Below are 21891 nucleotides of genomic sequence, written 5' to 3' on the forward strand. Positions count from 1 at the left end.
TTCGCCGGGCGGGGTCTTCAAAGGGCTTCGGACTGCCGTTTTCCGGGGAGAGGCCGCCATGTCGAGGCGGCCTGGTTGCGGCGGCGCGGCGGATTAGACGCCGGGCCCGCAAATCGCCACACTTGGCCAGGACGCGGCCGGCTCGCCTGGCCCGATCCGGAATCCGGCCCGGAGGCCATGTACTTGAGTCGAACCCGCAAAGACCGGCCGGGCCCCACCGGCAGCCTCACCATGGCGGATCTGGCCGAGCTGGCCGGCGTGTCCAAGATCACGGTGTCGCGTGCGCTGGCCGACAGTCCGCTGGTGACGCCCGAGACGCGCGAGCGGATCCAGACACTTGCGCGCGACCACGGCTACAAGCTCAACGTGAGTGCGCGCAACCTGCGGTTGCGTCGCAGCCACACGGTTGCGGTCATCGTAGAGATGAAGCCGTCCAGCGACCGCACCATGCTCGACCCTTATCCGTTGACCCTGCTCGGCGGCATTGCACAGGAACTCACCGCGGCCGGCTACAGCGTGCTGCTGACCACGCGCCAGGGCGCGGCGGCGGCGGCGGTGCAGGCGGCCGACGGGCTGATCCTGCTCGGCCAGGGCGTGCGCCAGGATGCGGTGCGCCGCTTCGACAAGCTGGGGTTGCCGATGGTGGTGTGGGGCGCGCACGGCGAGGAGGATGCGCACGCCGTCGTCGGCAGCGACAACCGGATGGGCGGCCGGCTGGTGGCCGAGCACTTCCTGCGCCAGGGGCGGCGGCATCCGGTGTTCGTCGGCAATCCGAGCCACCCGGAGATCTTCGAGCGCCTGAGTGGCTTCGTGGACACGCTTACCGGCCACGGCATCAAGCCGCTGCTGCTGCGGCGGGACGAATTCACCCTCGCGTCGGGCATCGATGCGGTGCATTCGCTGGCGACCCGTAGGGTGCCGTTCGATGCGCTGTTCGCCTGCAGCGACCTGCTCGCGATGGGCGCCATCCGCGCGGTGCAGGAGCTCGGCCGCAAGGTGCCGGACGACTGTTCGGTGGTCGGCTACGACGACATGCCGATGGCCGCGGCGTTCCAGCCGGCGCTGAGCTCGGTGCGCCAGGACTGGCAGGCGGGCGGCAGCCTGCTCGCGCAGAAGATGCTGGCGCTGATCGCCGGCGAGCCGGTGGAGTCGCAGGTGTTGCCGGTGAGCCTGGTGGCGCGCGCTACCTGACGCTCTCGTCGGCGATCGCCGGGTCGCCGGTCTGCCGAGCGTGCGCGGGCGTCAACGTAATGCGGAAGCAGCTGCCGCCGCCGGCCACGCGCACATACTCCAGCGAGGCCTGGTTGGCCTCGGTCATCTGTCGCGCGAGGTACAGGCCGAGGCCGGTGCCATACTCGTGCGTGGTGTAGAACGGCTCGAAGATCTGCGCCGCGACCTTCGGGGCGATGCCCGGGCCGCGATCGATCACCTCCAGGATCGGCACGCCGTGCTCGCCCGGGCGCGTCACCACCATGACGCGGGCCGGCTCGCCGGGCAGGCGCCCGTAGCGCAGCGCGTTCTGCACCAGGTTCCACACCACCTGCTGCAGCTGCTGCGGGTCGGCCACCGCGGCGACGGGAGCGCTGGAGTTGATCACCCGTAGCGAGTCCTCGCCGAGGTCGTTGCCCTGGCGATATTCCTCGACGAAGGCATTGGCCCAGTTGCCCAGGTCCAGCGTTTCCGGGCGCGAGCGCTCGCGCCGCGACAGCTGCAGAATGTTCTCGATGATCTCGTTCAGCCGCACGCAGTGGTTGTTGATGATCTCCACCATGCGCTGATCGGTCGGCGGCATGTTGCGCGACTCGGCCAGCAGCTGGGCGGAGTAGCGGATCGCCGCCAGCGGGTTGCGGATCTCGTGGGCGATGGATGCCGACAGCCGGCCCAGCGAGCTGAGCGTGAGCTCCTCGGCACGCCGCGACACCAGCGAGGTGTCGTCGAGGAAGATCAGCACGTGCGAATCGTCGTTCGGCGCCAGCCGGGTGAAGCGTGGCACCACCTCGGGCGTGCCGTCGGCGAGCTGGGTGGAGGTCTCGTCCAGCTTGCCCGAGGTCATCCAGTGGTACAGCCGGCGCGAGAGCTCGGGCGCCAGCTTGCCCAGGTCGCGCTGGTCGGCCGGCGGGCTGCCCAGCAGCATCCAGCCGGATTCGTTCATCTGGTGGATATGGTTGGCGTCGTCCACCAGCAGCACGCCGGTCTTCATGCGGCGGATGATCAGTTCGTTCACCTGGGCCAGGTTGGCCAGGTCGATGCTTCGCTGTTCGGCCAGTGCCTCGGTGGCGCGCAACTGGCGACCCAGTACGTGGCAGAGCGTGGTGGTGGCGAAGTAGGCCAGCCCGAACAACGCGGCCTCGAGCAGCTCGTGGCTGTCGATGGGGGTGTTGGGCGAGGTCTCCAGCGTGGTGTGGCCGAGCATGCCCAGCGTGGCCAGGGAGGCGAAAAACAGCGACAGCCGCAGCGGAAGCACCAGTGCGCCGGCGCTCAGGTTCACTGCCAGCATCATCGCTATGCCGATGCGTGCGTCGTGCATGGCAATCACCGCCATCACCGCCACGCCGATGTCGACCACCAGGGTCAGCGACACGGTCACCGGGGCGATCACGGCGAGCCGGCGGGTCAGCAGCAGGATGGCCACGGCAGCGAGCAAGTAGGCGATCACCACGCTCTGCGCCAGGTCCGGGTGGGTCAGCCGGATCCAGCGCATGTCGACCGGGGCGAACGCCAGCGCCACGTACACCACCGCCTGCGCCAGGCGGAAGTAATTGAGGAAGAACAGCTCGTGTCGCGTGGCCGTGGTGGCCCGGCGGGGGGCCGGCGAAGGCATCAGGGCGGGGCTGGACACGGGCGGGTGCACTCCGCGGCGGGGTTTCTGGGCATCTGCGCGCGAGTATAGACGCCCTGCAGGGCCGCGCGCAGCGTGGTCGCGCGACGGCCTGCCCTTTCCATCCGGCCCCGCGCCTGCGAAAATGCCCGGCCATATCGCGCCGTTTTGCGGTGACCGGTCCCCGCGCCCCGGGCGCGCCGGCCGGATGCCACGGCTGCGCTGTGCATGTGCCGGCAGGGCTCCTCCACTGCCGAAGCGACTCTCCCGGATCCCCGCCGCCGCCATGGCGTGGAACCGACACGTCCCCCATTCACTCGAGGTATCGAATGAATTTCCACGAGTACCAGGCCAAAGAGCTGTTCGCGAAGTACGGCATTTCCGTACCGCCGGGCAAGGTTGCCAATTCCCCCGATGCAGCCGTCGACGCCGCCAAGGCGCTGGGCGGTTCGCAGTGGATGGTCAAGGCGCAGATCCATGCCGGCGGTCGCGGCAAGGCCGGCGGCGTCAAGTTCTGCCGCAGCCTCGATGACGTCCGCGCCGCCGCCAAGGGCATGCTGGGCACCAACATGGAGACCTACCAGTCGGCCGGCCGCGCGCTGCCGGTGAACCTGGTGCTGGTCACCGACGCCACCGACATCGCCAAGGAGCTGTACCTGTCGATCCTGGTGGACCGCGATTCCAAGTCGGTCTCGTTCATCGCCTCCAAGCACGGCGGCGTGGACATCGAGCAGGTGGCCAAGGACACCCCGGAAGACATCCACACCATCGTGGTGGACTTCGTCGAGGGCCTGCAGCCGTACCAGTGCCGCCAGCTCGGCTTCGCGATGGACTTGAACGCCAAGCAAGTCGGCCAGCTGACCAAGATCATGCTGGGCCTGTACAAGCTGTTCAACGAAAAGGACCTGTCGCTGGTCGAGCTCAACCCGCTCGCCATCCTCGAGGACGGCAACCTCGCCGCGCTCGACGGCAAGGTCAACTCCGACGACAACGCCGAATTCCGCCACGCCGACCTGGCCGCCATGCGCGACCTGACCCAGGAAGACGCGGCCGAGGCGGCTGCCGTGCAGCACAACCTGAACTACGTGACCATGGACGGCACCATCGGCTGCATGGTCAACGGCGCCGGCCTGGCCATGGCCACCATGGACGTGATCAAGCTGGCGGGCGGCGAGCCGGCCAACTTCCTCGACGTGGGCGGCGGCGCCACCAAGGAGCGCGTGACCGAGGCGTTCAAGCTGATCCTGTCCTCCGACAAGGTGAAGGCGATCCTGGTCAACATCTTCGGCGGCATCGTGCGCTGCGACCTGATCGCCGAGGGCATCATCGCCGCGGTGAAGGACGTGGGTCTGCAGATTCCGGTCGTGGTGCGCCTGCAGGGCACCAACGTCGAGCTGGGCCGCGAACTGCTGGCCAACTCCGGCCTGGCGATCACGCCGGCCGACGATCTCAACGATGCGGCGCAGAAAGCCGTGGCTGCGGCCAAGGCCTGAGGAGCAATCGAAACATGAGCGTTCTCGTCAACAAAAACACCAAGGTGCTGGTGCAGGGCTTCACCGGCCAGCAGGGCACCTTCCACGCGCAGCAGGCGCTGGACTACGGCACCAAGGTCGTCGGCGGCGTGACCCCGGGCAAGGGCGGTTCCGAGCACATCGGGCTGCCGGTGTTCAACTCGGTGGATGAAGCCGTCGCCGAGACCGGCGCCGACGCGTCGGTGATCTTCGTGCCGCCGCCGTTCGCGGCCGACTCGATCCTCGAGGCGATCGACGCGGGCATCCGCGTGATCGTGGCGATCACCGAGGGCATCCCGGTGCTGGACATGCTGCGCGTGAAGAACGTGCTGGCGCAGCATCCGGAAACCGTGCTGATCGGACCGAACTGCCCCGGCATCATCACCCCGGGCGAGTGCAAGATCGGCATCATGCCGGGCCACATCCACAAGCCGGGCAAGGTCGGCATCGTGTCGCGTTCGGGCACGCTGACCTATGAAGCGGTGTTCCAGACCACCAACGAAGGCCTGGGCCAGTCCACCTGCATCGGCATCGGCGGCGACCCGATCAACGGCCTGAACTTCATCGACTGCCTGAAGCTGTTCCAGGACGATCCGCAGACCGAAGGCATCATCATGGTCGGCGAGATCGGCGGTTCGGCCGAGGAAGATGCGGCCGAGTTCATCGCCGAGTACGTGACCAAGCCGGTGGTGTCGTTCATCGCCGGTGCGTCGGCCCCGGCCGGCAAGCGTATGGGCCACGCCGGCGCGATCATCTCCGGCGGCAAGGGCACGGCGGAAGCCAAGTTCGCCGCGCTGGAGAAGGCGGGGGTCACCACGGTGAAGTCGCCGGCCGACCTGGGCAAGACCCTGGCCAAGCTGATGAAGTAAGCCGGTCGCCCTCGGGCACCGACGCGAAAAGGCCGCGCATCGCGCGGCCTTTTTGTTTGCCCGTTTCCCGGCGGAGGGCCTTTGCCGCGGGCGAGCCTGCCGCGAACCGGGCCGACCTGCGCCGCCCTCGCTCGCGGCCACAAAAAAGCCGGCGATTGCTCGCCGGCCTTTTTGGTCCTCGATGACCCGTCGGTCAGTGGTGGCCGGAGAACGGCACCATCTTGCGAAGCGTGGACGGCGCGTGCGGCCACTTCGGGTCGGTCAGGTACGGGTGGTCCGGATAGTTCAGCGCGAGCACCTTGCGCACCTCGTCGGCCTGCTTTTTCTGGTCCAGCGACAGGTAGCTGCGCGAAAGGATCGCCAGCGCGTCGCCGACCTGCGGCGCCTGCTGGTAATGCTCGACCACGTACTGGGCGCGGTCGGCCGAGGCCACGTAGGCCTTGTTGCGCAGGTAGAACTCGGCAACGTTGATCTCGTACTGGGCCAGCACGTTGCGCAGGTAGATCATGCGCTGGCGGGCGTCCGCGGCGTAGGCGCTGTCCGGGAAGCGGCGGGTCAGCTCGGTGAAATCGTCGAAGGACTTGAGGTTGTAGCCCTGGTCGCGACGGCTCTCGGCGCCGGAGCGCGAAATGTATCGCTCGATGATGCCCGAGGTGCGGCCGAAGTTGACCAGGCCGCGAAGGTAATAGGCGTAGTCGACGTGCTTGTTGGTCGGATACGTCTTGATGAAGCGGTTGATCGTCGAATACGCGTCGTCGGGCTGGTTGTCCTTGTACTGCGCGTAGGCCAGCTCCAGCTGCGCCTGCTCGTTGTACTCGCCGGAGGGGAAGCGCGCGATCAGACGCTGATAAGCTTTCGTCGCCGCGGAGTAGTCGCTGTTCTCCAGGTCGCCGTGCGCTTTTGCGTACAGCTGCGGCAGCGGCATCGTGTCGATGGTGGCTCGCTTGCCGTGAAACAGCGAGCAGGCGCTCATCGTGAGGGTGACACCGAGCACGACGAGCAGTTTGGAAAGGCGCATGGGCAAGGAATTCAGATGTTTGATCGAAAAGGCATGATAGCCGAAACCGGCCGGACCTCGCGGGGTCGGGCATGACCCTGATCCGCCACGAGGCGGTGGTCCCGCTGGCTGCTGCAGGTCGGAGGTTCGACCAGACGCTGGCCGAGATGTTCCCCGACTACTCCCGCTCCCGCCTGGCGGGCTGGATCAAGGCCGGCGCAGCCACCCTGGACGGCGCCAAGGCGCCGCCGCGGCAGCTGCTCAAGGGCGGCGAGAAGGTTCGCCTGGAGGTCGAACTCGAGGTCGAGGTCAGCTCCGCGCCCGAGGCGATCGCGCTGGACATCGTCCACGAGGACGAGCATCTGCTGGTGCTGAACAAGCCGGCCGGGCTGGTGGTGCATCCCGGCGCGGGCAATCCGACCGGCACGATGCTGAACGCGCTGCTGCACCACGACCCGGCACTGGCCGAGCTGCCGCGGGGCGGCATCGTTCATCGACTCGACAAGGACACCTCGGGGTTGATGGTGGTGGCCAGGACCCTGGCCACCCACACCGCGCTGGTGGACATGCTCTCGCGCCACGACGTGGAGCGTCAGTACGAGGCGGTGGTGCTGGGCACCCTGGTCGCCGGCGGCACGGTCGACGCACCGATCGGGCGTCATCTCGGCGACCGCCTGCGCCAGGCCGTGCGCGACGAAGAGGACGGCAAGCGTGCCGTCACCCATTACCGTCTGCGCGAGCGCTTCCGCGCGCACACCCTGATCCAGTGCAACCTGGAAACCGGCCGCACCCACCAGATCCGCGTGCACATGGCGCACATCCATCATCCGCTGGTCGGCGATCCGCTCTACGGCGGCGGCCTGCGCCTGCCGAAGGGTGCCTCCGACGCACTCGTCGTCGCCCTGCGCGGCTTCCGGCGACAGGCCCTGCATGCCGAGCGGCTGGCGTTCGTGCATCCGGCCACCGGCGAGGCATTGGCGTTCGCGGCGCCGCGTCCGGCCGATTTCGAGGCGCTGATCGGCGCCCTGCGGGAGGATTTCGCCGAGCGCGGACCGGTCGATGACGACTTCTGATCACCCGCGGGCCCTGGGCTCCGACTGGGTGGTGCCCGGCTGGTCGGTACCCGCACGGGTGCGCGCCGCGGTGACCACCCGACAGGGCCCGGGAAGCTCCGAGCCTCCCTTCGACCGCTGCAACCTCGGCTTGCGCAGCGGTGACGTGCCCGAGGTCGTCCTGGGCAACCGCGCGGCGGTCGCGGCCACCCTGGCGCCACCGTCGGCCCCATGCTGGTTGCAGCAGGTGCACGGCTGCGAAGTAGCTGTGCTCGGCGCCGCGTCGGTGTCCGGCGAGCCGGTCGCCGATGCTGCGGTGACCCGCGAGCCGGGGCGATCGCTGGCGATCCTCACCGCCGACTGCCTTCCGGTGCTGTTCTGCGACCTCGCAGGCGAAGTGGTCGGCGCCGCCCACGCCGGCTGGCGCGGGCTGGCTGCCGGGGTGCTGGAGCGGACGGTGGCGGCGATGGGCGTGTCTCCTGCCCGGGTCGTCGCATGGCTCGGGCCCAGCATCGGCGCCCCGAGCTACGAGGTCGGCGAGGAAGTCCGCGAGGCCTTCCTGGCCCGCGATGCGGATTGCGCCAGCTGCTTTGCGCCGACGCGCCCGGGCCACTGGCTGTGCGACCTGGCCGGCCTGGCGCGGCGCACCCTGCAGGCCGCCGGGGTCGGCCGTATCGAGGGCGGCGGCTTCGACACGTTCACCGATGCGCGCTTCTATTCCTATCGCCGCGATGGTGCGCGCAGCGGACGCTTCGCCTCGCTGATCTGGCTGGCCGGGGTCTGAGCCTCAGCTGGTCAGGCGTTCGAGGAAGGCTTTCGACCAGGCGTCGATATCCTGCTTCTCCAGCACGTCCATCATCGCCCGCCAGCGTTGGCGCCGCTCGCGCAAGGGCATGGTCAGCGCGCGCCCCAGCGCATCGGCCAGCTCGGCCGGATCGGCCGGGTTCACCAGCAGCGCATCGCGCAGCTCGGCCGCCGCACCGGCGAATCGCGAGAGCACCAATACGCCGGGATTCTTCGGGTCCTGGCAGGCGACGTATTCCTTGGCCACCAGGTTCATGCCGTCGCGCAACGGGGTGATCAGCGCCACCCGGGCGGTACGGTAGTAGCCGGTGAGCAGGGAGTGCGGGAAGGACTGGTTGACGTAGCGGATCGGTACCCAGTCCGGCGCGGCGTATTTGCCGTTGATGTGCCCGGCCAGGCGCTCGAGCTCGCGGCGGATCTGGCGGTACTCCGGCACGCTGCCGCGCGACGGCGGTGCTATCTGCAGGAAGCTGATCCGCCGATGCAGGTCTGGACGGTGCTCGAGCAGGTGGTCATAGGCGCGGAAGCGCTCGGGCAGGCCCTTGGAGTAGTCCAGCCGGTCCACGCCGATGATCAGCGCGCGACCCTGCAGGCTGGTCTCGAGCTGGGCGATCTCGTCCAGGCGGGTGGCCTCGCGTGCGCTCTGCGCTACCTGGGCGGTATCGATGCTGATCGGGAACACCGCCGCGCGGAAGCTGCGCCCGTCCGGCCCGCGCAGACGCCCGCCGGGGCGCATGGCGCCGCCGATTTCGTGCAGGAAGTAGTCCTCCAGAGCGCGCAGGTCGCGCGCGGTGTGCAGACCGACCAGGTCATAGGCGGACAGCGTCTCGAACAACGCCTGGTGGCGCGGCAGCCCGATCAGCAGCGCCGCCGCGGGCAGCGGGGTGTGCAGGAAGAAGCCGATGCGGTTCTTCACCCCACGGGCGCGCAGCCGGGCGGCCAGCGGAATCAGGTGGTAGTCGTGGACCCAGATCACGTCGTCCGGTTCGAGCATCTGCACGAGATGGTCGGCGAACAACGCATTCACCCGCAGGTAACCCTCCAGTTGCTCGCGCCGGTAGTCGACCAGGTCGGGGCGATAATGCAGCAGCGGCCACAGCGCGCGGTTGGCGAAGCCGGCATAGAACTGGTCGTGATCGGTACGGGACAGGTCCAGGGTGACGTATTCCACCGTGTCGTCGCGTACGCGGCGCAGGCGACCGGTGTCGCTGCCGATCTTGCCGCTCCAGCCGAACCACAGGCCACCGCGCTCGCGCATCGCCGCACGCATCGCCGAGGCGAGGCCGCCGGTGGCGGTCTGTTTCGGCAGCGCGACCCGGTTGGAGACCACGACGAGTCGTCCCGGAGCCTTCGTGCCGGTCACAGTGCATCCTCCCAGCGGCGGGACAGGCGCATCGCCGCCTGGATCAGGCCGACCATCGAATAGGTCTGCGGAAAATTGCCCCAGTGCTCGCCCGATGCCGGTGCCAGATCCTCCGAGAGCAGGCCGAGCGGATTACGGCGTGCCAGCAGCAATTCGAACATCTCCCGTGCGCGTTGCCGGCGACCGGTCGCGGCAAGCGCCTCGATGTACCAGAACGTGCAGATGGTGAAGCTGGTCTCCGGCGTGCCGAAGTCGTCCGGTGCGATGTAGCGGAACAGGTAGTCACCCCGGCCCAGCGCCGTGCCGATGGCGTCGACCGTTGCCACGAAGCGCGGATCCATCGGATCCACGAAGCCGATGTCGGCGAGCAGCAGCAGGCTGGCGTCGAGATGCTCCCCGCCGAAGGCGTCGACGAAATGGCCGAGGTGCTCGTTCCAGCTGTGTGCCAGGATGCGTTCGCGCAAGGCCACCGCGTGGTCGTGCCAATGGCGGGCGCGCTCGTCCAGGCCCAGTTCGGTGGCAATGTGGGCGAGCCGGTCGCAGGCCGCCCAGCACATTGCCGCGGAATAGGTGTGCACGGCGGCACGGCCGCGGAATTCCCACAGTCCGGCGTCCGGCTCTTCGGCCATGCGCACCGCCAGCTGCCCCATGCGCTCCAGGCGCTCGAACGTGCGGGTATCACCCCTCTGCTCGATGCGACGGTCGAAGAACAGTTGTGCCGAAGCCAGCACCACCGAGCCGTAGACATCGTTCTGGCGCTGACGCCAGGCATCGTTGCCGACCCGCACCGGCCCGATGCCGCGATAGCCGGCCAGGTGCGGCTCGACCCGTTCATGCAGCTCCCGTTCGAAGGTGATGCCGAACACCGGCCCCACCTCGTCGTCGCGGTCGGTGGCGATCAGGTTGAACACGTAGCGGATGTAGCTCTCCATCGTGCGGGTGGCGCCGAGACGGTTGAGCGCACGCACGGTGAAGGCGGCATCGCGCAGCCAGCAGTAGCGGTAGTCCCAGTTGCGTTCGGTCCCGGGCGCCTCGGGAATCGAGGTGGTGAGCGCGGCGACGATGGCACCGGTGGCTTCGTATTGGCACAGCTTGAGCGTGATCGCGGCGCGGATCACCGCGTCCTGCCACTCATAGGGGATCGAGAGGTAGCGCACCCAGTCCAGCCAGTATTCGCGCGTGCGCTTCAGGGCCAGCGACACGAAATCGGCCGGACTCTCGTGCAGGGTCTCGTCGGGACCGAACACGAAGTGTGCCGCCCGGTCGAGCCCGAACGGCAGGGCTCGCTCGATCATCGGCACCGGCACGTCGCTGGTCAGCCGCAGAGTGGTGTCGGCCAGCCGGTAGCGCAGGTGGTTGCTGCCGCCGGTGGCTGGCGGCACCTCGGCGCCATAGCGATTTCGCGGGCGCATCAGCACGCGCACGCGTGGCGAGCCGTGCAACGGCCGCACGCGCCGCACCAGCATGACCGGATGGAACATCCGCCCGTGGGTACGGTAGCGGGGTGCGAAATCGGTGATTTCGATGGCGCCGCCATGGTGGTCGTGCAGGCGGGTGATCAGCACGGCGGTATTCGGGTCGTATTGCTGCCCGCTGCAGGCCAGGTCGAGCAGTTCGATGCCCCAGTCGCCGCCGCCCCCGCGAGGCGAGAGCAGGGCACAGAAGGCCGGGTCGGCATCGAACGTGGGCAGGCAGGACCAGACGATGCTTCCGCGTCGATCGATCAGGGCGGCGACGGTACCGTTGCCGACCACGCCGAGCTCAAGATGAGCCGGAGGAGTCTCCTTCGGATCGGAGGGCATGGGACGGGGCTCCTTGCTGGATCGCGTCGAGGACGCAACTCAGCCAATGCTGCACGGCAGCAGGACTAGGAAGCGTGAAGCGGGCGGCGGTCGGCGTCCGGTCGCCGACGCGGATCGCCAGTCCGCCGCTTCGTCCGACGACCTCGAATGCGTGCTCGTCGGTGAGATCGTCGCCGAGGTAGACCGGTCGGCGGCCGCGAAAGGGGGGATGTTCGAGCAGTTCGCTCACGGCGCGTCCCTTGTCCATGCCCTCCGGCTTGATCTCGGTCACCAGGTTGCCGGTCTGCAACTCGTACCCTTCCAGCGAGTCGGCCAGTTCGGCCGCGGCGGCGAGGAGGGTTTCGTAACGATCCGGCTGGCGACGACAGTGCAGGGCAATCGCGGCACCCTTGTCTTCCAGTTGGACGCCATCCAGCGTCCGGACCAATTGTCGTGCACGCCGCCGGAGGAGTTCCCGGGCGGCCGGATCCACCGGCAGGTCGCGGCGGGAGCCATCGGCGTGGCGAAGCTGCACGCCGTGCAGACCGGCCGCGGCCCAGGGTTGGTTGAACAGCCGGTCCAGATCGGCCAGCGCGCGGCCGCTGACCAGGGCCAGTGCGCCGTGGACCGCCCGGTGCACGGCCTGCAGCCGGCGGCTCAACCCGGTTTCGACGGCGACGGCCGCAGGGTCGTCGTGAAACTCCAGCAGAGTGCCGTCGACGTCGAGGAACAGCGCCCAACGTTCGCCCATGGCGGGCATCGGCGGGGCGGGCAGGTCGGAGGGAGGAAGGCCGGCGCTCATGGATCGGGCAGCGTAGCCGGGAGCATGTGAAGACCAGGCGCATCGCTTGAATCGGCGGGCCCTGTCCGCATCTTCCGGGCCAGTGGCGGCACGGCCGCCAAATATTTTCTGGAGGGGGACACCTCATGCGGATGGACAAACTCACCTCGCGTTTCCAGCAGGCGCTGGCCGACGCGCAGTCGCTGGCGGTTGGACGCGACAACAACATGCTCGAGCCGGTGCACGTGATGGCTGCGCTGCTGGATCAGCAGGGCGGCTCGACCGGGCCACTGCTGACCCAGGCGCAGGTCAACGTGCCGGCGCTGCGCCAGCGCGTAGGCGAGATGCTTGAGCGCCTGCCGCAGGTGCGCGGGCAGGAAGGCAACATCAACGTGGGCAACGATCTGTCGCGCCTGCTCAACCTCACCGACAAGCTGGCGCAGCAGCGCGGCGACCAGTTCATCGCCAGCGAGCTTTTCGTGCTGGCGGCGCTGGAGGACAAGGGCGAGCTCGGTGGCGCGCTGAAGGCGGCCGGGGCGCAGAAGGCCGCGATCGAGGCGGCGATCGAGAAGCTGCGCGGCGGCGAGAAGGTGCAGAGCGAGAACGCCGAGGAGCAGCGCCAGGCGCTGGAGAAGTACTGCATCGACCTCACCGCGTGCGCCGAGTCGGGCAAGCTCGACCCGGTGATCGGCCGCGACGAGGAGATCCGCCGCACGATCCAGGTGCTGCAGCGGCGCACCAAGAACAACCCGGTGCTGATCGGCGAACCCGGCGTGGGCAAGACCGCCATCGTCGAAGGGCTGGCCCAGCGCATCATGAAGGGCGAGGTGCCTGAAGGCCTGCGTGATCGCCGCGTGCTGTCGCTGGACATGGGCGCGCTGATCGCCGGTGCGAAGTTCCGCGGCGAGTTCGAGGAGCGGCTCAAGGCCGTGCTCAATGATCTGGCCAAGCAGGAAGGCCGGGTGATCCTGTTCATCGACGAGCTGCACACCATGGTCGGCGCCGGCAAGGCCGACGGCGCGATGGACGCCGGCAACATGCTCAAGCCCGCGCTGGCGCGCGGCGAACTGCACTGCATCGGTGCCACCACGCTGGACGAGTACCGCAAGTACATCGAGAAGGACGCCGCGCTGGAGCGCCGCTTCCAGAAGGTGTTCGTGGGCGAGCCGACGGTGGAGGACACGATCGCGATCCTGCGCGGCCTGAAGGAGCGCTACGCGGTGCATCACGGCGTGGAGATCACCGATCCGGCGATCGTCGCCGCGGCCACGCTCTCCAACCGCTACATCCCGGACCGCCAGCTGCCGGACAAGGCGATCGACCTGATGGACGAGGCGGCCAGCCGCATCCGCATGGAGATCGACTCCAAGCCGGAAGAGCTCGATCGCCTGGAGCGCCGGCTGATTCAGCTGAAGATCCAGCGCGAGATGCTGAAGAAGGAGAAAGACGAGGAATCGAAGAAGCGCCTCGCCGATCTGGAAGCCGACATCGAGAAGCTCGAGCGCGAGTTCTCCGACCTCAACGAAATCTGGAAATCCGAGAAGGCCGCACTGCAGGGCGCGACCAAGGTGAAGGAGCAGATCGAGGCCGCGCGCGTGGAGCTGGAGGCGGCGCAGCGCCGGCAGGACTACGCCAAGATGAGCGAGATCCAGTACGGCCGCATGCCGGAACTGGAAAAGCAGCTCGCCGCGGCGCAGGCCGCCGAGCAGCAGGGTGACTTCAAGCTGGTGCAGGACCGCGTCACCGCCGAGGAGATTGCCGAGGTGGTCTCGCGCTGGACCGGCATCCCGGTCAGCAAGATGCTCGAAGGCGAGCGCGAGAAGCTCTTGAAGATGGAAGACGCGCTGCACGCGCGCGTGGTCGGCCAGGACGAGGCGATCAAGGTGGTGGCCGACTCCGTGCGCCGCTCGCGCGCGGGGCTGTCCGATCCGAACCGGCCCAGCGGCTCGTTCCTGTTCCTCGGCCCCACCGGCGTGGGCAAGACCGAGCTGTGCAAGGCGCTGGCCGAGTTCCTGTTCGATTCGGCCGATGCGATGGTGCGCATCGACATGAGCGAGTTCATGGAGAAGCACGCCGTATCGCGACTGGTCGGTGCGCCCCCGGGCTACGTCGGCTACGAGGAGGGCGGTTATCTCACCGAGGCGGTGCGCCGCCGGCCGTACAGCGTGATCCTGCTGGACGAGGTGGAGAAGGCGCATCCGGACGTGTTCAACATCCTGCTGCAGGTGCTCGATGACGGTCGCCTCACCGACGGCCAGGGTCGCACGGTGGACTTCCGCAACACGGTCATCGTGATGACCTCCAACCTCGGCTCGCACCAGATCCAGGAGCTGGCCGGAGATGATTCGCCGGAGGCCTATACGCAGATGAAGGCCGCGGTGATGGGCGTGGTGCAGGCGCACTTCCGGCCGGAGTTCATCAACCGGCTGGACGACATCGTGGTGTTCCACCCGCTGACCAAGCCGCAGATCCGGCAGATCGCCCGGATCCAGCTGCGCAGCCTGGAGAAGCGGCTGGCCGAGCGCCAGCTGGGCCTGACCATCAGCGAGAAGGCGCTGGATCTGCTGGGCAACGTCGGGTTCGATCCGGTGTACGGCGCGCGGCCGCTGAAGCGGGCGATCCAGCAGCAGGTGGAGAATCCGCTGTCGCGGGAAATCCTCGAGGGACGTTTCCCGGCCGGCGCCACCGTGGCGGTGGATGCCGAGGGCGGGCACCTGGTGTTCGGCAAGGCCTGATCGACAGCGCATCGCTCCAAGAAAAAGCCCGCCGTACGGCGGGCTTTTTCGTTTCCTGCCCAGCTGGGCTTACCAGTGGTAGGCCACGGTGGCGTACCAGTAAGAGCCGCTGAAACCGTACGGTGAGGAGTTCGGGTACGGCAGGATGATGTTGAAGGCGCTGGTACGCGGCTGGTTCTTGTCCGGATAGCGGTTGGTGACGTTGTTGCCGCCGACGGTGAAGCTCCAGTCGTTCCAGTTGTAGCTGGCCGACAGATCCAGCAGCACGGCGGCGCGGTAGGTCTGGTCACCGCTCGGGCTGGTGGCGAAGGTGGTCCAATCGCCGTAGCGGGTCACCTGGCCGTGCAGGCTCCAGTTGCCCATCGTCCAGTCGCTGGCCAGGAACGCCTTGGTATTCGGCGTGCCCTTGGTGATGAGACCTTGCTGGGTACGGTCGATGATCGGCAGGGTCAGTCCGGCCAGGCCCAGCTGCGGCGGATTCGCCGCGATCGAGGTGATCTTGGTCTTGTTGTAGTTGAAGCCGAAGGTCATCTTCAGCGAGGAGTTCTGCAGCTCGACCGGGTAGGTCGAGACCAGATCCACGCCGCGGGTGCGGGTATCCACCGCGTTGGTGAAGAAGCGGCCGCCACTGACGAACGGGATGCCCACCGAGGTGAGGTAGTTCTGTACCGCGGTGCCGACCAGGTTGCCGCTGAGGATGATGCGGTTGTTGATGTAGATCTGGTACAGGTCCAGCGTGGTGTACAGGCCGCTGTCCGGCGTCAATACCAGGCCCACGCTGTAGTTGCGCGACTTTTCCGGCTTGAGGTTCTGCGCACCCAGCGCCTGCGCCGCCGGATCGCTGACCGGGAAGGTGCGGACGGTGTACGGCACCAGCACGCCGTTGCCCTGGTTGACGAAGTTGATCGAAGTGGATGAGTAGTACTCCTGCTGCAGCGACGGTGCACGGAAGCCGTTGGACACGGTGCCGCGCACGGCCACGGTATCGGTGAACGCGTAGCGGCCCGACAGCTTCGCCGAGGTGGTGCTGCCGAAGTCGCTGTAGTGCTCATAGCGCGCCGCGAAGCCGCCGGAGAACTTGTAGGTGAAGTCGGTCTCGAGGTCTAGGTAGGCCGCTTCACTGTTGCGGCTGTGCTTGCCGGCGTCGCCTGGCTGGTAGCCCGGGAACACCTGTGCACCGGCCCCGGCGTAGGACGCCTGGTCGCCTTCCTTGATGGTGAATTCCTCGTGGCGCGACTCCAGGCCCCAGGCCACGGTCAGCGGGCTCTGCAGGCCTCCCACGTCGAAGTCGCGGCTGAAGTCGGCGTTGAAGCTGTTCTGACGGTTCGTCAGCGTGCCGATGTAGAAGCCGGTCGGCGAGATCGGGTCGAGTGAGTAGTTGTAGGTATCAGCGGTGTGCAGCTTCCAGTGGTTGCCGCCGGTGTTTGCACTCAGGTCGTAGTTCCAGCCCGCTACCTTGCCGCGCACGCCGAGGACTTCGGAGTCGTCGCGGATGGCGCTGTTCTCGATCGGCAGGTAGCCGTTCGGGTAGGTTGCCACCGCGCCGGGGTAATCCGGGTTGAACGTCCCGTCGCTTTTTGGACTGCCGTTATACGTTGAGATCGAGCGAAAGAAGCCGCCGGCGCTGACGTTGCGTTTGTTGAATAGGCTGAAAGCGTACAGCTGGGCGGATGGGCTCAGGTCGTACTGGGCGTTGATCGCCGCCTGCTTGGAGCGGGTCTGCGGCAGGCCGTAGTGGAAGGTGACCGTGTTGTAGGTCGGATCGGCCGGATAGCGCATATCAGGGCCTGCGCGATTGGTCGGATCCTGGTGCGTGGCGTTGGCGCTGAGGTGGATCCAGCCCTTGTCGCCGAGCTTGAAGCCGCCGTCGGCGCCGCCCTGCCAGGTCTTGCCGTCGCCGGTGTCGTAGCGGCCGCCAGTGAGGCTGGCCGAGCCGTGGCTGGCACCGCCCTTGAGGATGATGTTGATCACGCCGGCGATGGCGTCGGAACCGTATTGCGCGGCGGCGCCGTCGCGCAGCACTTCGACGTGGTCGATGGCGTTGATCGGGATCGCATTGATGTCCACCGGCGACGAGCCGCGCCCGAGTGAACCGTTGACGTTGACGATGGCGGTCGGGTGCTGGCGCTTGCCGTTGATGAGCACCAGCGTCTGGTCGGGCGACAGGCCCCGCAGTTGCGCCGGCTGGGTCGCGTCGGTGGCGTCGGTGACCGAGGGCTGCGGGAAGTTGAACGACGGCAGCAGCGTGCGCAGCGCGCTCGCAAGATTGGGGGCGCCGGTGTTCTGCAGGTCTTTCGGCGTCAGCACGTCGATCGGCGCCAGCGAGGTGGACTCGGTGCGGTCGAACGAGCGGGTGCCGGTGACCACCACGGTCTGCAGTTCGGTGGTCTTCTTCTTGGCAGCGTCCTGGTTGGCGGACGCGTCCTGCGCGACGGCCGCCTGCGACAAGGCGAGCAGGGTGGCGGCAGCAAGTGCGGTGCGGGTCAGCGTGGGTCGTGCAAGCATGATGTTTCTCCCCGGGGTCGACGGGTCGCGTGTGGGGCGCGACGGATATCCCTGCAGCAGTGGGCCGGATCGCGTGAGATGTTGCGATGCGGCATGATTCCCTGTCTTCGGAAGCTAGGCAGCGGACGCCGTTCTGTCAACCTGACGTTAGTAATATGTAACAAAGGTGTCCCGTGGTCCGTCGGGTGCCATGCTTGAAAATGCCCGGTGCGCCGCCATAGACCGGCGCCATCGAGGTTCCCTGGAGATTCCGATCCATGCCCATCTACGCGTTTGCCTGCAAGGCATGCGGTCATGCTTTCGACCGCCTGCAGAAGCTTTCCGATGCCGACCCGACCGTCTGCCCGGCCTGTGGCGCCGAGCAGGTGCAACGGCAGGTCACCGCGCCGTCGTTCCGGTTGGCCGGCAGCGGTTGGTACGAGACCGACTTCAAGAAGGACGGCGACAAGAAGCGCAACCTCGCCGGGGATTCGGCCGCCTCGGCCCCGGCTCCGGCTCCGGCGGCCCCGGCGCCTTCGTCCGGCAGCGACTGACCACGGTTCAAACCCTGTTGGGCCGGGCGGCTATAGGGTTCGGCCACCTGTCTTCGAAGGGGTTTTCATGCGGATTTCTCTCGCCGCTTTCGGCGGTCTGGCCCTGGCCATCGCGATCCTGCCCCTCTCTTTCCCTGGCCCGGTGGAGGCCCGGCAGGGCTGGAACGATCCGGTCCGCTGCAACAGCCAGGACGGACGTTACGCCCGCTGTGTCATGCCCTGGCGGAACGCCCGCCTGCTTCGTCAGGAGTCCAGGGCGGACTGTATCCGCGGGCAGAGCTGGGGTGTCGATCGCGGCGTGTTGTGGGTCGATCGCGGCTGCCGCGGCCTCTTCGTGGCCGCCGACCGCGGGTACGGCGACCGCGATGACGGCGGCTGGCGCGATGGCGACGACCGCGACCGCCGGCACCATCGTGACGACGATGATCGTGGCGGCTGGCGCCCGGGGCACGATTGGGATCGCGACATCCGTCTGCAGTGCGACAGCAATGGCCGCCATTACCAGATGTGCCGGGTCGACACGGGGTGGCACGGCCGGGCCAGACTGGTGCGGCAGCTCTCCAGCTCGCGTTGTACCGAGGGCTACAGTTGGGGCTACAACCGCGCGGGAGTGTGGGTCGACCACGGTTGCCGCGGCCAGTTCGTGGTGGAGCGGCGCTGGTGAGGCGGTCGCGGAGCGGGTCCTGACCCACCCTGCCGTCGGCGGCTCGCGCCCGCTGCGGTGCTACCATTGCCGGTCTTTTCCCTGCTTATCCCGCGATCGCGGCCCGGAGTTCCAAGCGCATGCGCACCCACTACTGCGGACTCATCGACGAGTCCCTGGTCGGCCAGACCGTCACCCTGTGCGGCTGGGTCAACAAGACCCGCCTGCAAAGCCACGTCGCCTTCATCGACCTGCGTGACCACGAAGGTCTCGCGCAGGTGGTGGTTGAGCGCGAGAACGCCGCCGCCTTCGCCGTGGCCGGCGAGGTGGGCTACGAGTACTGCCTGCGCGTGACCGGCACGATCCGCGCGCGGATCTCGGTGAACGACAAGCTCAAGACCGGCACGGTCGAGCTGCTGGCCGAGAAGGTGGAGATTCTCAACGCGGCGAAGGATCTGCCCTTCGCGCTGCATGAGAACCCCAACGAGGACATGCGGATGACCTACCGCTACCTCGACCTGCGCCGCCCCGAGATGCAGGCGATGATGCGCAAGCGCATCAAGCTGGTGCAGGCGCTGCGCCGCTACCTGGACGAGCGCGGCTTCCAGGACATCGAGACGCCCATCCTCACCAAGGCCACGCCGGAAGGCGCACGCGACTACCTGGTGCCCAGCCGCGTGCATCCGGGCCAGTTCTACGCGCTGCCGCAGTCGCCGCAGCTGTTCAAGCAGATCCTGATGATGGCCGGCTTCGACCGCTACTACCAGATCGCGCGCTGCTTCCGCGACGAGGACCTGCGCGCCGACCGCCAGCCGGAATTCACCCAGCTCGACCTGGAGTTCGCCTTCGTCGAAGAGCAGGACGTGCAGGACTTCGTCGAAGAGCTGATCCGTCACGTGTTCCGCGAGGTACAGGGCGTGGAGCTGGATGCCAGCTTCCCGCGCATGACCTGGGAGGAAGCCATGCGCCGCTTCGGCTCGGACAAGCCGGACCTGCGCATCGCGCTGGAGCTGGTGGACGTAGCCGAGGCGCTGAAGCATGTCGAGTTCAAGGTGTTCGCCGAGCCGGCCAACGATCCGGCCGGCCGCGTCGCCGCGCTGCGCGTGCCGGAGGCGGCCACGCTGTCGCGCAAGGAAATCGACACGCTGACCGAGTTCGTCGCCCGCTACGGCGCCAAGGGTCTGGCCTGGCTCAAGGTCGAGGATCTGGCCAAGGGTCGCGAGGGTATCAACTCACCGGCGGCGAAGTTCCTCGACGACGCGGCGCTGGACGGCCTGCTCAAGGCCACCGGCGCGCAGACCGGCGACATCGTGTTCGTCGGCGCGGGCAAGTGGAAGACGGTCACCGACTTCATGGGCGCACTGCGCCTGAAGGTGGGCAGGGACCGCGGCCTGGTCGAGAACAGCTGGAAGCCGCTGTGGGTCACCGACTTCCCGATGTTCGAATACGACGAGGAGGAAAAGCGCTTCGTCGCCCTGCATCACCCGTTCACCGCGCCGAAGGTCGACGACATTGCTGACCTCAAGGCCAATGCGGCCAATGCGGTGAGCCGCGGCTACGACATGGTGCTCAACGGCAACGAGATCGGCGGCGGCTCGATCCGTATCCATCGCCCGGAGATGCAGAGCGCGGTGTTCGAGCTGCTCGGCATTGGTGCGGAGGAGGCCGAGATGAAGTTCGGCTTCCTGCTCAAGGCGCTGAAGTTCGGCGCGCCGCCGCACGGCGGCCTGGCCTTCGGCATCGACCGCATCGCCGCACTGATGGCCGGCACCGAGTCGATCCGCGACGTGATCGCCTTCCCCAAGACCACCAGCGCGCAGGACCTGATGACCGACGCGCCTTCGCCGGTGGGCGAGGCGCAGCTGAAGGAGCTGCACGTGCGCACGGCCGTCGAGCCGTCGGTCTGAAGCGCGATGCCGTCGGCGGAAGGCCGGGGACGGTGCCGGCAGAATGCACCGTCCCGCCCGGTGGGCGGGGCCTTTTCTTTCCGGTTGATCGATGCCCATGACTGACCAGGTCATCCTGTTGCACGGCCTGTGGATGCGCGGCTTCGCGCTGGCCATGCTGCACCGGCGGATGATGGAGTCCGGTTTCCGGGTGCACCGCTTCGACTACCTCAGCGTGGCGGCGACGCAGGAACACATCCTCGAGCGCCTGCATGCCCGCATGCGCGACATCGGCGAGATCGGCGGCGCGGTGCACCTGGTAGGGCACAGCCTGGGCGGGCTGCTCGCGCTGAAGGCCTGCCACGTTGCGCACGGATTGCCGCCAGGACGCGTGGTGTGCCTGGGTTCCCCCCTGCGCGGCAGCGCCGCGGCGCGCGAGTTTGCGCGGTTCGGTCGTGGTGGCGAGGTGCTGTTGGGCCACAACCGCGACCTGATCGAGAAGGGCTTCGAGCGCTGGGACGGTGAGCGCGAGGTGGGCGTGATCGCCGGTCGGTCGCCGATCGGGCTGGGGTCCGTGCTGACCCATATCGAGGGCGACCACGACGGTACGGTCGCGGTCGCCGAGACCCGGTTGCTGGGGCTGGCCGACCACTGCGTGGTGGACACCAACCACACCGGGCTGCTGTTTTCGGCCGATGTGGCGCGCCTGACCGCCCGGTTCCTGCGCGAGGGGCATTTCGCCGCAGCTGTCGTGCCGACGGGCTGAGTCCGCGGCGACGCCCTTCCACCGCCCGCGGGGGGATGGAGTAAAATTCGGCGCTTGTCCACAGTCAGGTTGCGCAACGCCATGGGTAGAGGCCCGTCCATCGAAGGTCGCAAGAACGCCGAAGACGCCAAGCGTGCGAAGGTGTTCACCAAGCTGATCCGCGAAATCACCGTCGCCACCCGTGCCGGTGTCGCCGACCCATCCGGCAACCCGCGCCTGCGCGCCGCGGTCGACAAGGCGCTCTCGGCCAACATGCCGAAGGATACGATCGAGCGCGCGATCAAGCGCGGTTCCGGTGCCGATGGCGGTGCCGCGATGGAGGAACTGCGCTACGAGGGCTATGGCCCGGCCGGCGTGGCGCTGATCATCGAGTGCTTCACCGACAACCCGACCCGCACGGTGGCCGATGTACGCCACGCGTTGACGCGTCACGGCGGCAACCTCGGCACCAGTGGCTCGGTGGCGTTCCAGTTCACCCGATGCGGCGAGATCGTGTTCGCCACCGGTGGCGACGAGGCGGCCGAGGAAAAGGTGCTCGAGGCGGCGCTGGAGGCCGGCGCCGACGACGTGGTGAACGAGCACGGCGAGAGCACGGTGATCTGCGCGCCGGAAAACTTCGAGGCGGTGCAGCAGGCGCTCGCCGCGGCCGGGCTGGAGTCCGATCATGCCGGCGTCGGGATGCGTCCGAACAACCGCGTGGCGGTGCCCGCGGATGCGCAGGAAACCATGCAGGACCTGCTCGAGCGACTGAATGCGCTCGACGACGTCAGCGAGGTTTACCACAACGCGATCCTGCCGGCCGAGGCGACGGATTGATCCGGCGCCGGCCCCCGGGCCGTGTCGGCGC

At 68.0% G+C, this 21891-nt stretch carries 17 protein-coding genes; 11 read left to right on the forward strand and 6 right to left on the reverse strand.

The genetic code is table 11. The features are described 5' to 3' along the window. Window positions 1-231 precede the first annotated feature (231 nt). Window positions 232-1191 carry a LacI family DNA-binding transcriptional regulator gene (locus NC595_RS07770; RefSeq protein ID WP_253566788.1) on the forward strand — a complete coding sequence of 320 codons (960 nt, stop codon included), beginning with the start codon at window positions 232-234 and terminating at the stop codon, window positions 1189-1191. Here NC595_RS07770 and NC595_RS07775 read toward each other — a convergent pair. Then, window positions 1184-2821 (reverse strand): sensor histidine kinase, encoded by a 1638-nt coding sequence (locus NC595_RS07775; RefSeq protein WP_253566790.1) that lies wholly within the window; start codon window positions 2819-2821, stop codon window positions 1184-1186. The genes NC595_RS07770 and NC595_RS07775 overlap by 8 nt on opposite strands. A 326-nt stretch (window positions 2822-3147) precedes the next feature. On the opposite strand from NC595_RS07775, the gene sucC reads away from it, so the two are divergent. Then, entirely contained in the window at window positions 3148-4311 is a 1164-nt protein-coding gene (gene sucC / locus NC595_RS07780; protein ID WP_253565807.1) for an ADP-forming succinate--CoA ligase subunit beta, read from the forward strand. A 14-nt stretch (window positions 4312-4325) separates the two neighbouring features. Then, window positions 4326-5198: a succinate--CoA ligase subunit alpha gene (gene sucD, locus NC595_RS07785; protein WP_253565808.1), complete on the forward strand. Its 873-nt coding sequence runs from the start codon at window positions 4326-4328 to the stop codon at window positions 5196-5198. Between the two features lie 193 nt (window positions 5199-5391). Here the strand turns inward: sucD and NC595_RS07790 are convergent, their stop codons facing one another. Further along, window positions 5392-6216, reverse strand: coding sequence for an outer membrane protein assembly factor BamD (locus NC595_RS07790; protein WP_253565809.1), 825 nt, complete (start codon window positions 6214-6216; stop codon window positions 5392-5394). A 71-nt stretch (window positions 6217-6287) separates the two neighbouring features. On the opposite strand from NC595_RS07790, the gene rluD reads away from it, so the two are divergent. Continuing rightward, window positions 6288-7268 carry a 23S rRNA pseudouridine(1911/1915/1917) synthase RluD gene (gene rluD, locus NC595_RS07795; RefSeq protein WP_253565810.1) on the forward strand — a complete coding sequence of 327 codons (981 nt, stop codon included), beginning with the start codon at window positions 6288-6290 and terminating at the stop codon, window positions 7266-7268. After that, on the forward strand, window positions 7255-8031 hold the full coding sequence (pgeF, locus tag NC595_RS07800) for a peptidoglycan editing factor PgeF (protein ID WP_425493092.1): 777 nt from the start codon (window positions 7255-7257) through the stop codon (window positions 8029-8031). Before rluD ends, pgeF begins: the two co-directional genes overlap by 14 nt. Window positions 8032-8034: 3 nt before the next feature. Here the strand turns inward: pgeF and otsA are convergent, their stop codons facing one another. From otsA to otsB, 3 genes are read right to left on the reverse strand one after another with little or no spacing between them, the layout of a single operon-like run. Further along, the gene (gene otsA / locus NC595_RS07805) at window positions 8035-9414 is read right to left on the reverse strand and encodes an alpha,alpha-trehalose-phosphate synthase (UDP-forming) (protein WP_253565811.1); all 1380 of its coding nucleotides are present in this window, start codon (window positions 9412-9414) and stop codon (window positions 8035-8037) included. Continuing rightward, the gene (locus NC595_RS07810) at window positions 9411-11216 is read right to left on the reverse strand and encodes a glycoside hydrolase family 15 protein (protein ID WP_253565812.1); all 1806 of its coding nucleotides are present in this window, start codon (window positions 11214-11216) and stop codon (window positions 9411-9413) included. The genes otsA and NC595_RS07810 overlap by 4 nt, the downstream gene beginning before the upstream one ends. Continuing rightward, on the reverse strand, window positions 11176-11946 hold the full coding sequence (gene otsB / locus NC595_RS07815) for a trehalose-phosphatase (RefSeq protein ID WP_253565813.1): 771 nt from the start codon (window positions 11944-11946) through the stop codon (window positions 11176-11178). Before otsB ends, NC595_RS07810 begins: the two co-directional genes overlap by 41 nt. 176 nt (window positions 11947-12122) lie before the next feature. Here otsB and clpB point away from each other — a divergent pair, with 176 nt between their 5' ends. After that, window positions 12123-14711, forward strand: a complete 2589-nt coding sequence (gene clpB / locus NC595_RS07820) for an ATP-dependent chaperone ClpB (RefSeq protein WP_253565814.1) — start codon at window positions 12123-12125, stop codon at window positions 14709-14711. Window positions 14712-14780: 69 nt separating this feature from the next. Here clpB and NC595_RS07825 read toward each other — a convergent pair whose 3' ends face one another. Continuing rightward, a complete protein-coding gene (locus tag NC595_RS07825; RefSeq protein WP_253565815.1) occupies window positions 14781-17216 on the reverse strand; it encodes a TonB-dependent receptor plug domain-containing protein in 2436 nt (811 codons plus the stop codon). A gap of 257 nt (window positions 17217-17473) precedes the next feature. On the opposite strand from NC595_RS07825, the gene NC595_RS07830 reads away from it, so the two are divergent. The 5 genes from NC595_RS07830 to NC595_RS07850 all read left to right on the forward strand — a co-directional run bounded on the left by NC595_RS07830 (window position 17474) and on the right by NC595_RS07850 (window position 21860). After that, complete coding sequence (locus NC595_RS07830) at window positions 17474-17749, forward strand: FmdB family zinc ribbon protein (protein ID WP_253565816.1); 276 nt, start codon at window positions 17474-17476, stop codon at window positions 17747-17749. 67 nt (window positions 17750-17816) lie between these two features. Then, entirely contained in the window at window positions 17817-18413 is a 597-nt protein-coding gene (locus NC595_RS07835) for a DUF3011 domain-containing protein (RefSeq protein WP_253565817.1), read from the forward strand. Between the two features lie 119 nt (window positions 18414-18532). Next, complete coding sequence (aspS, locus tag NC595_RS07840) at window positions 18533-20299, forward strand: aspartate--tRNA ligase (RefSeq protein ID WP_253565818.1); 1767 nt, start codon at window positions 18533-18535, stop codon at window positions 20297-20299. 97 nt (window positions 20300-20396) lie between these two features. After that, window positions 20397-21044, forward strand: a complete 648-nt coding sequence (locus NC595_RS07845) for an esterase/lipase family protein (RefSeq protein ID WP_253565819.1) — start codon at window positions 20397-20399, stop codon at window positions 21042-21044. An 81-nt stretch (window positions 21045-21125) separates the two neighbouring features. Further along, complete coding sequence (locus NC595_RS07850; protein ID WP_253565820.1) at window positions 21126-21860, forward strand: YebC/PmpR family DNA-binding transcriptional regulator; 735 nt, start codon at window positions 21126-21128, stop codon at window positions 21858-21860. The last annotated feature ends 31 nt before the right edge of the window (window positions 21861-21891 follow it).

The sequence above is a fragment of the Dyella lutea genome (assembly GCF_024158035.1).
In the GTDB taxonomy this organism is placed as follows: Bacteria; Pseudomonadota; Gammaproteobacteria; order Xanthomonadales; family Rhodanobacteraceae; genus Dyella_A; species Dyella_A lutea.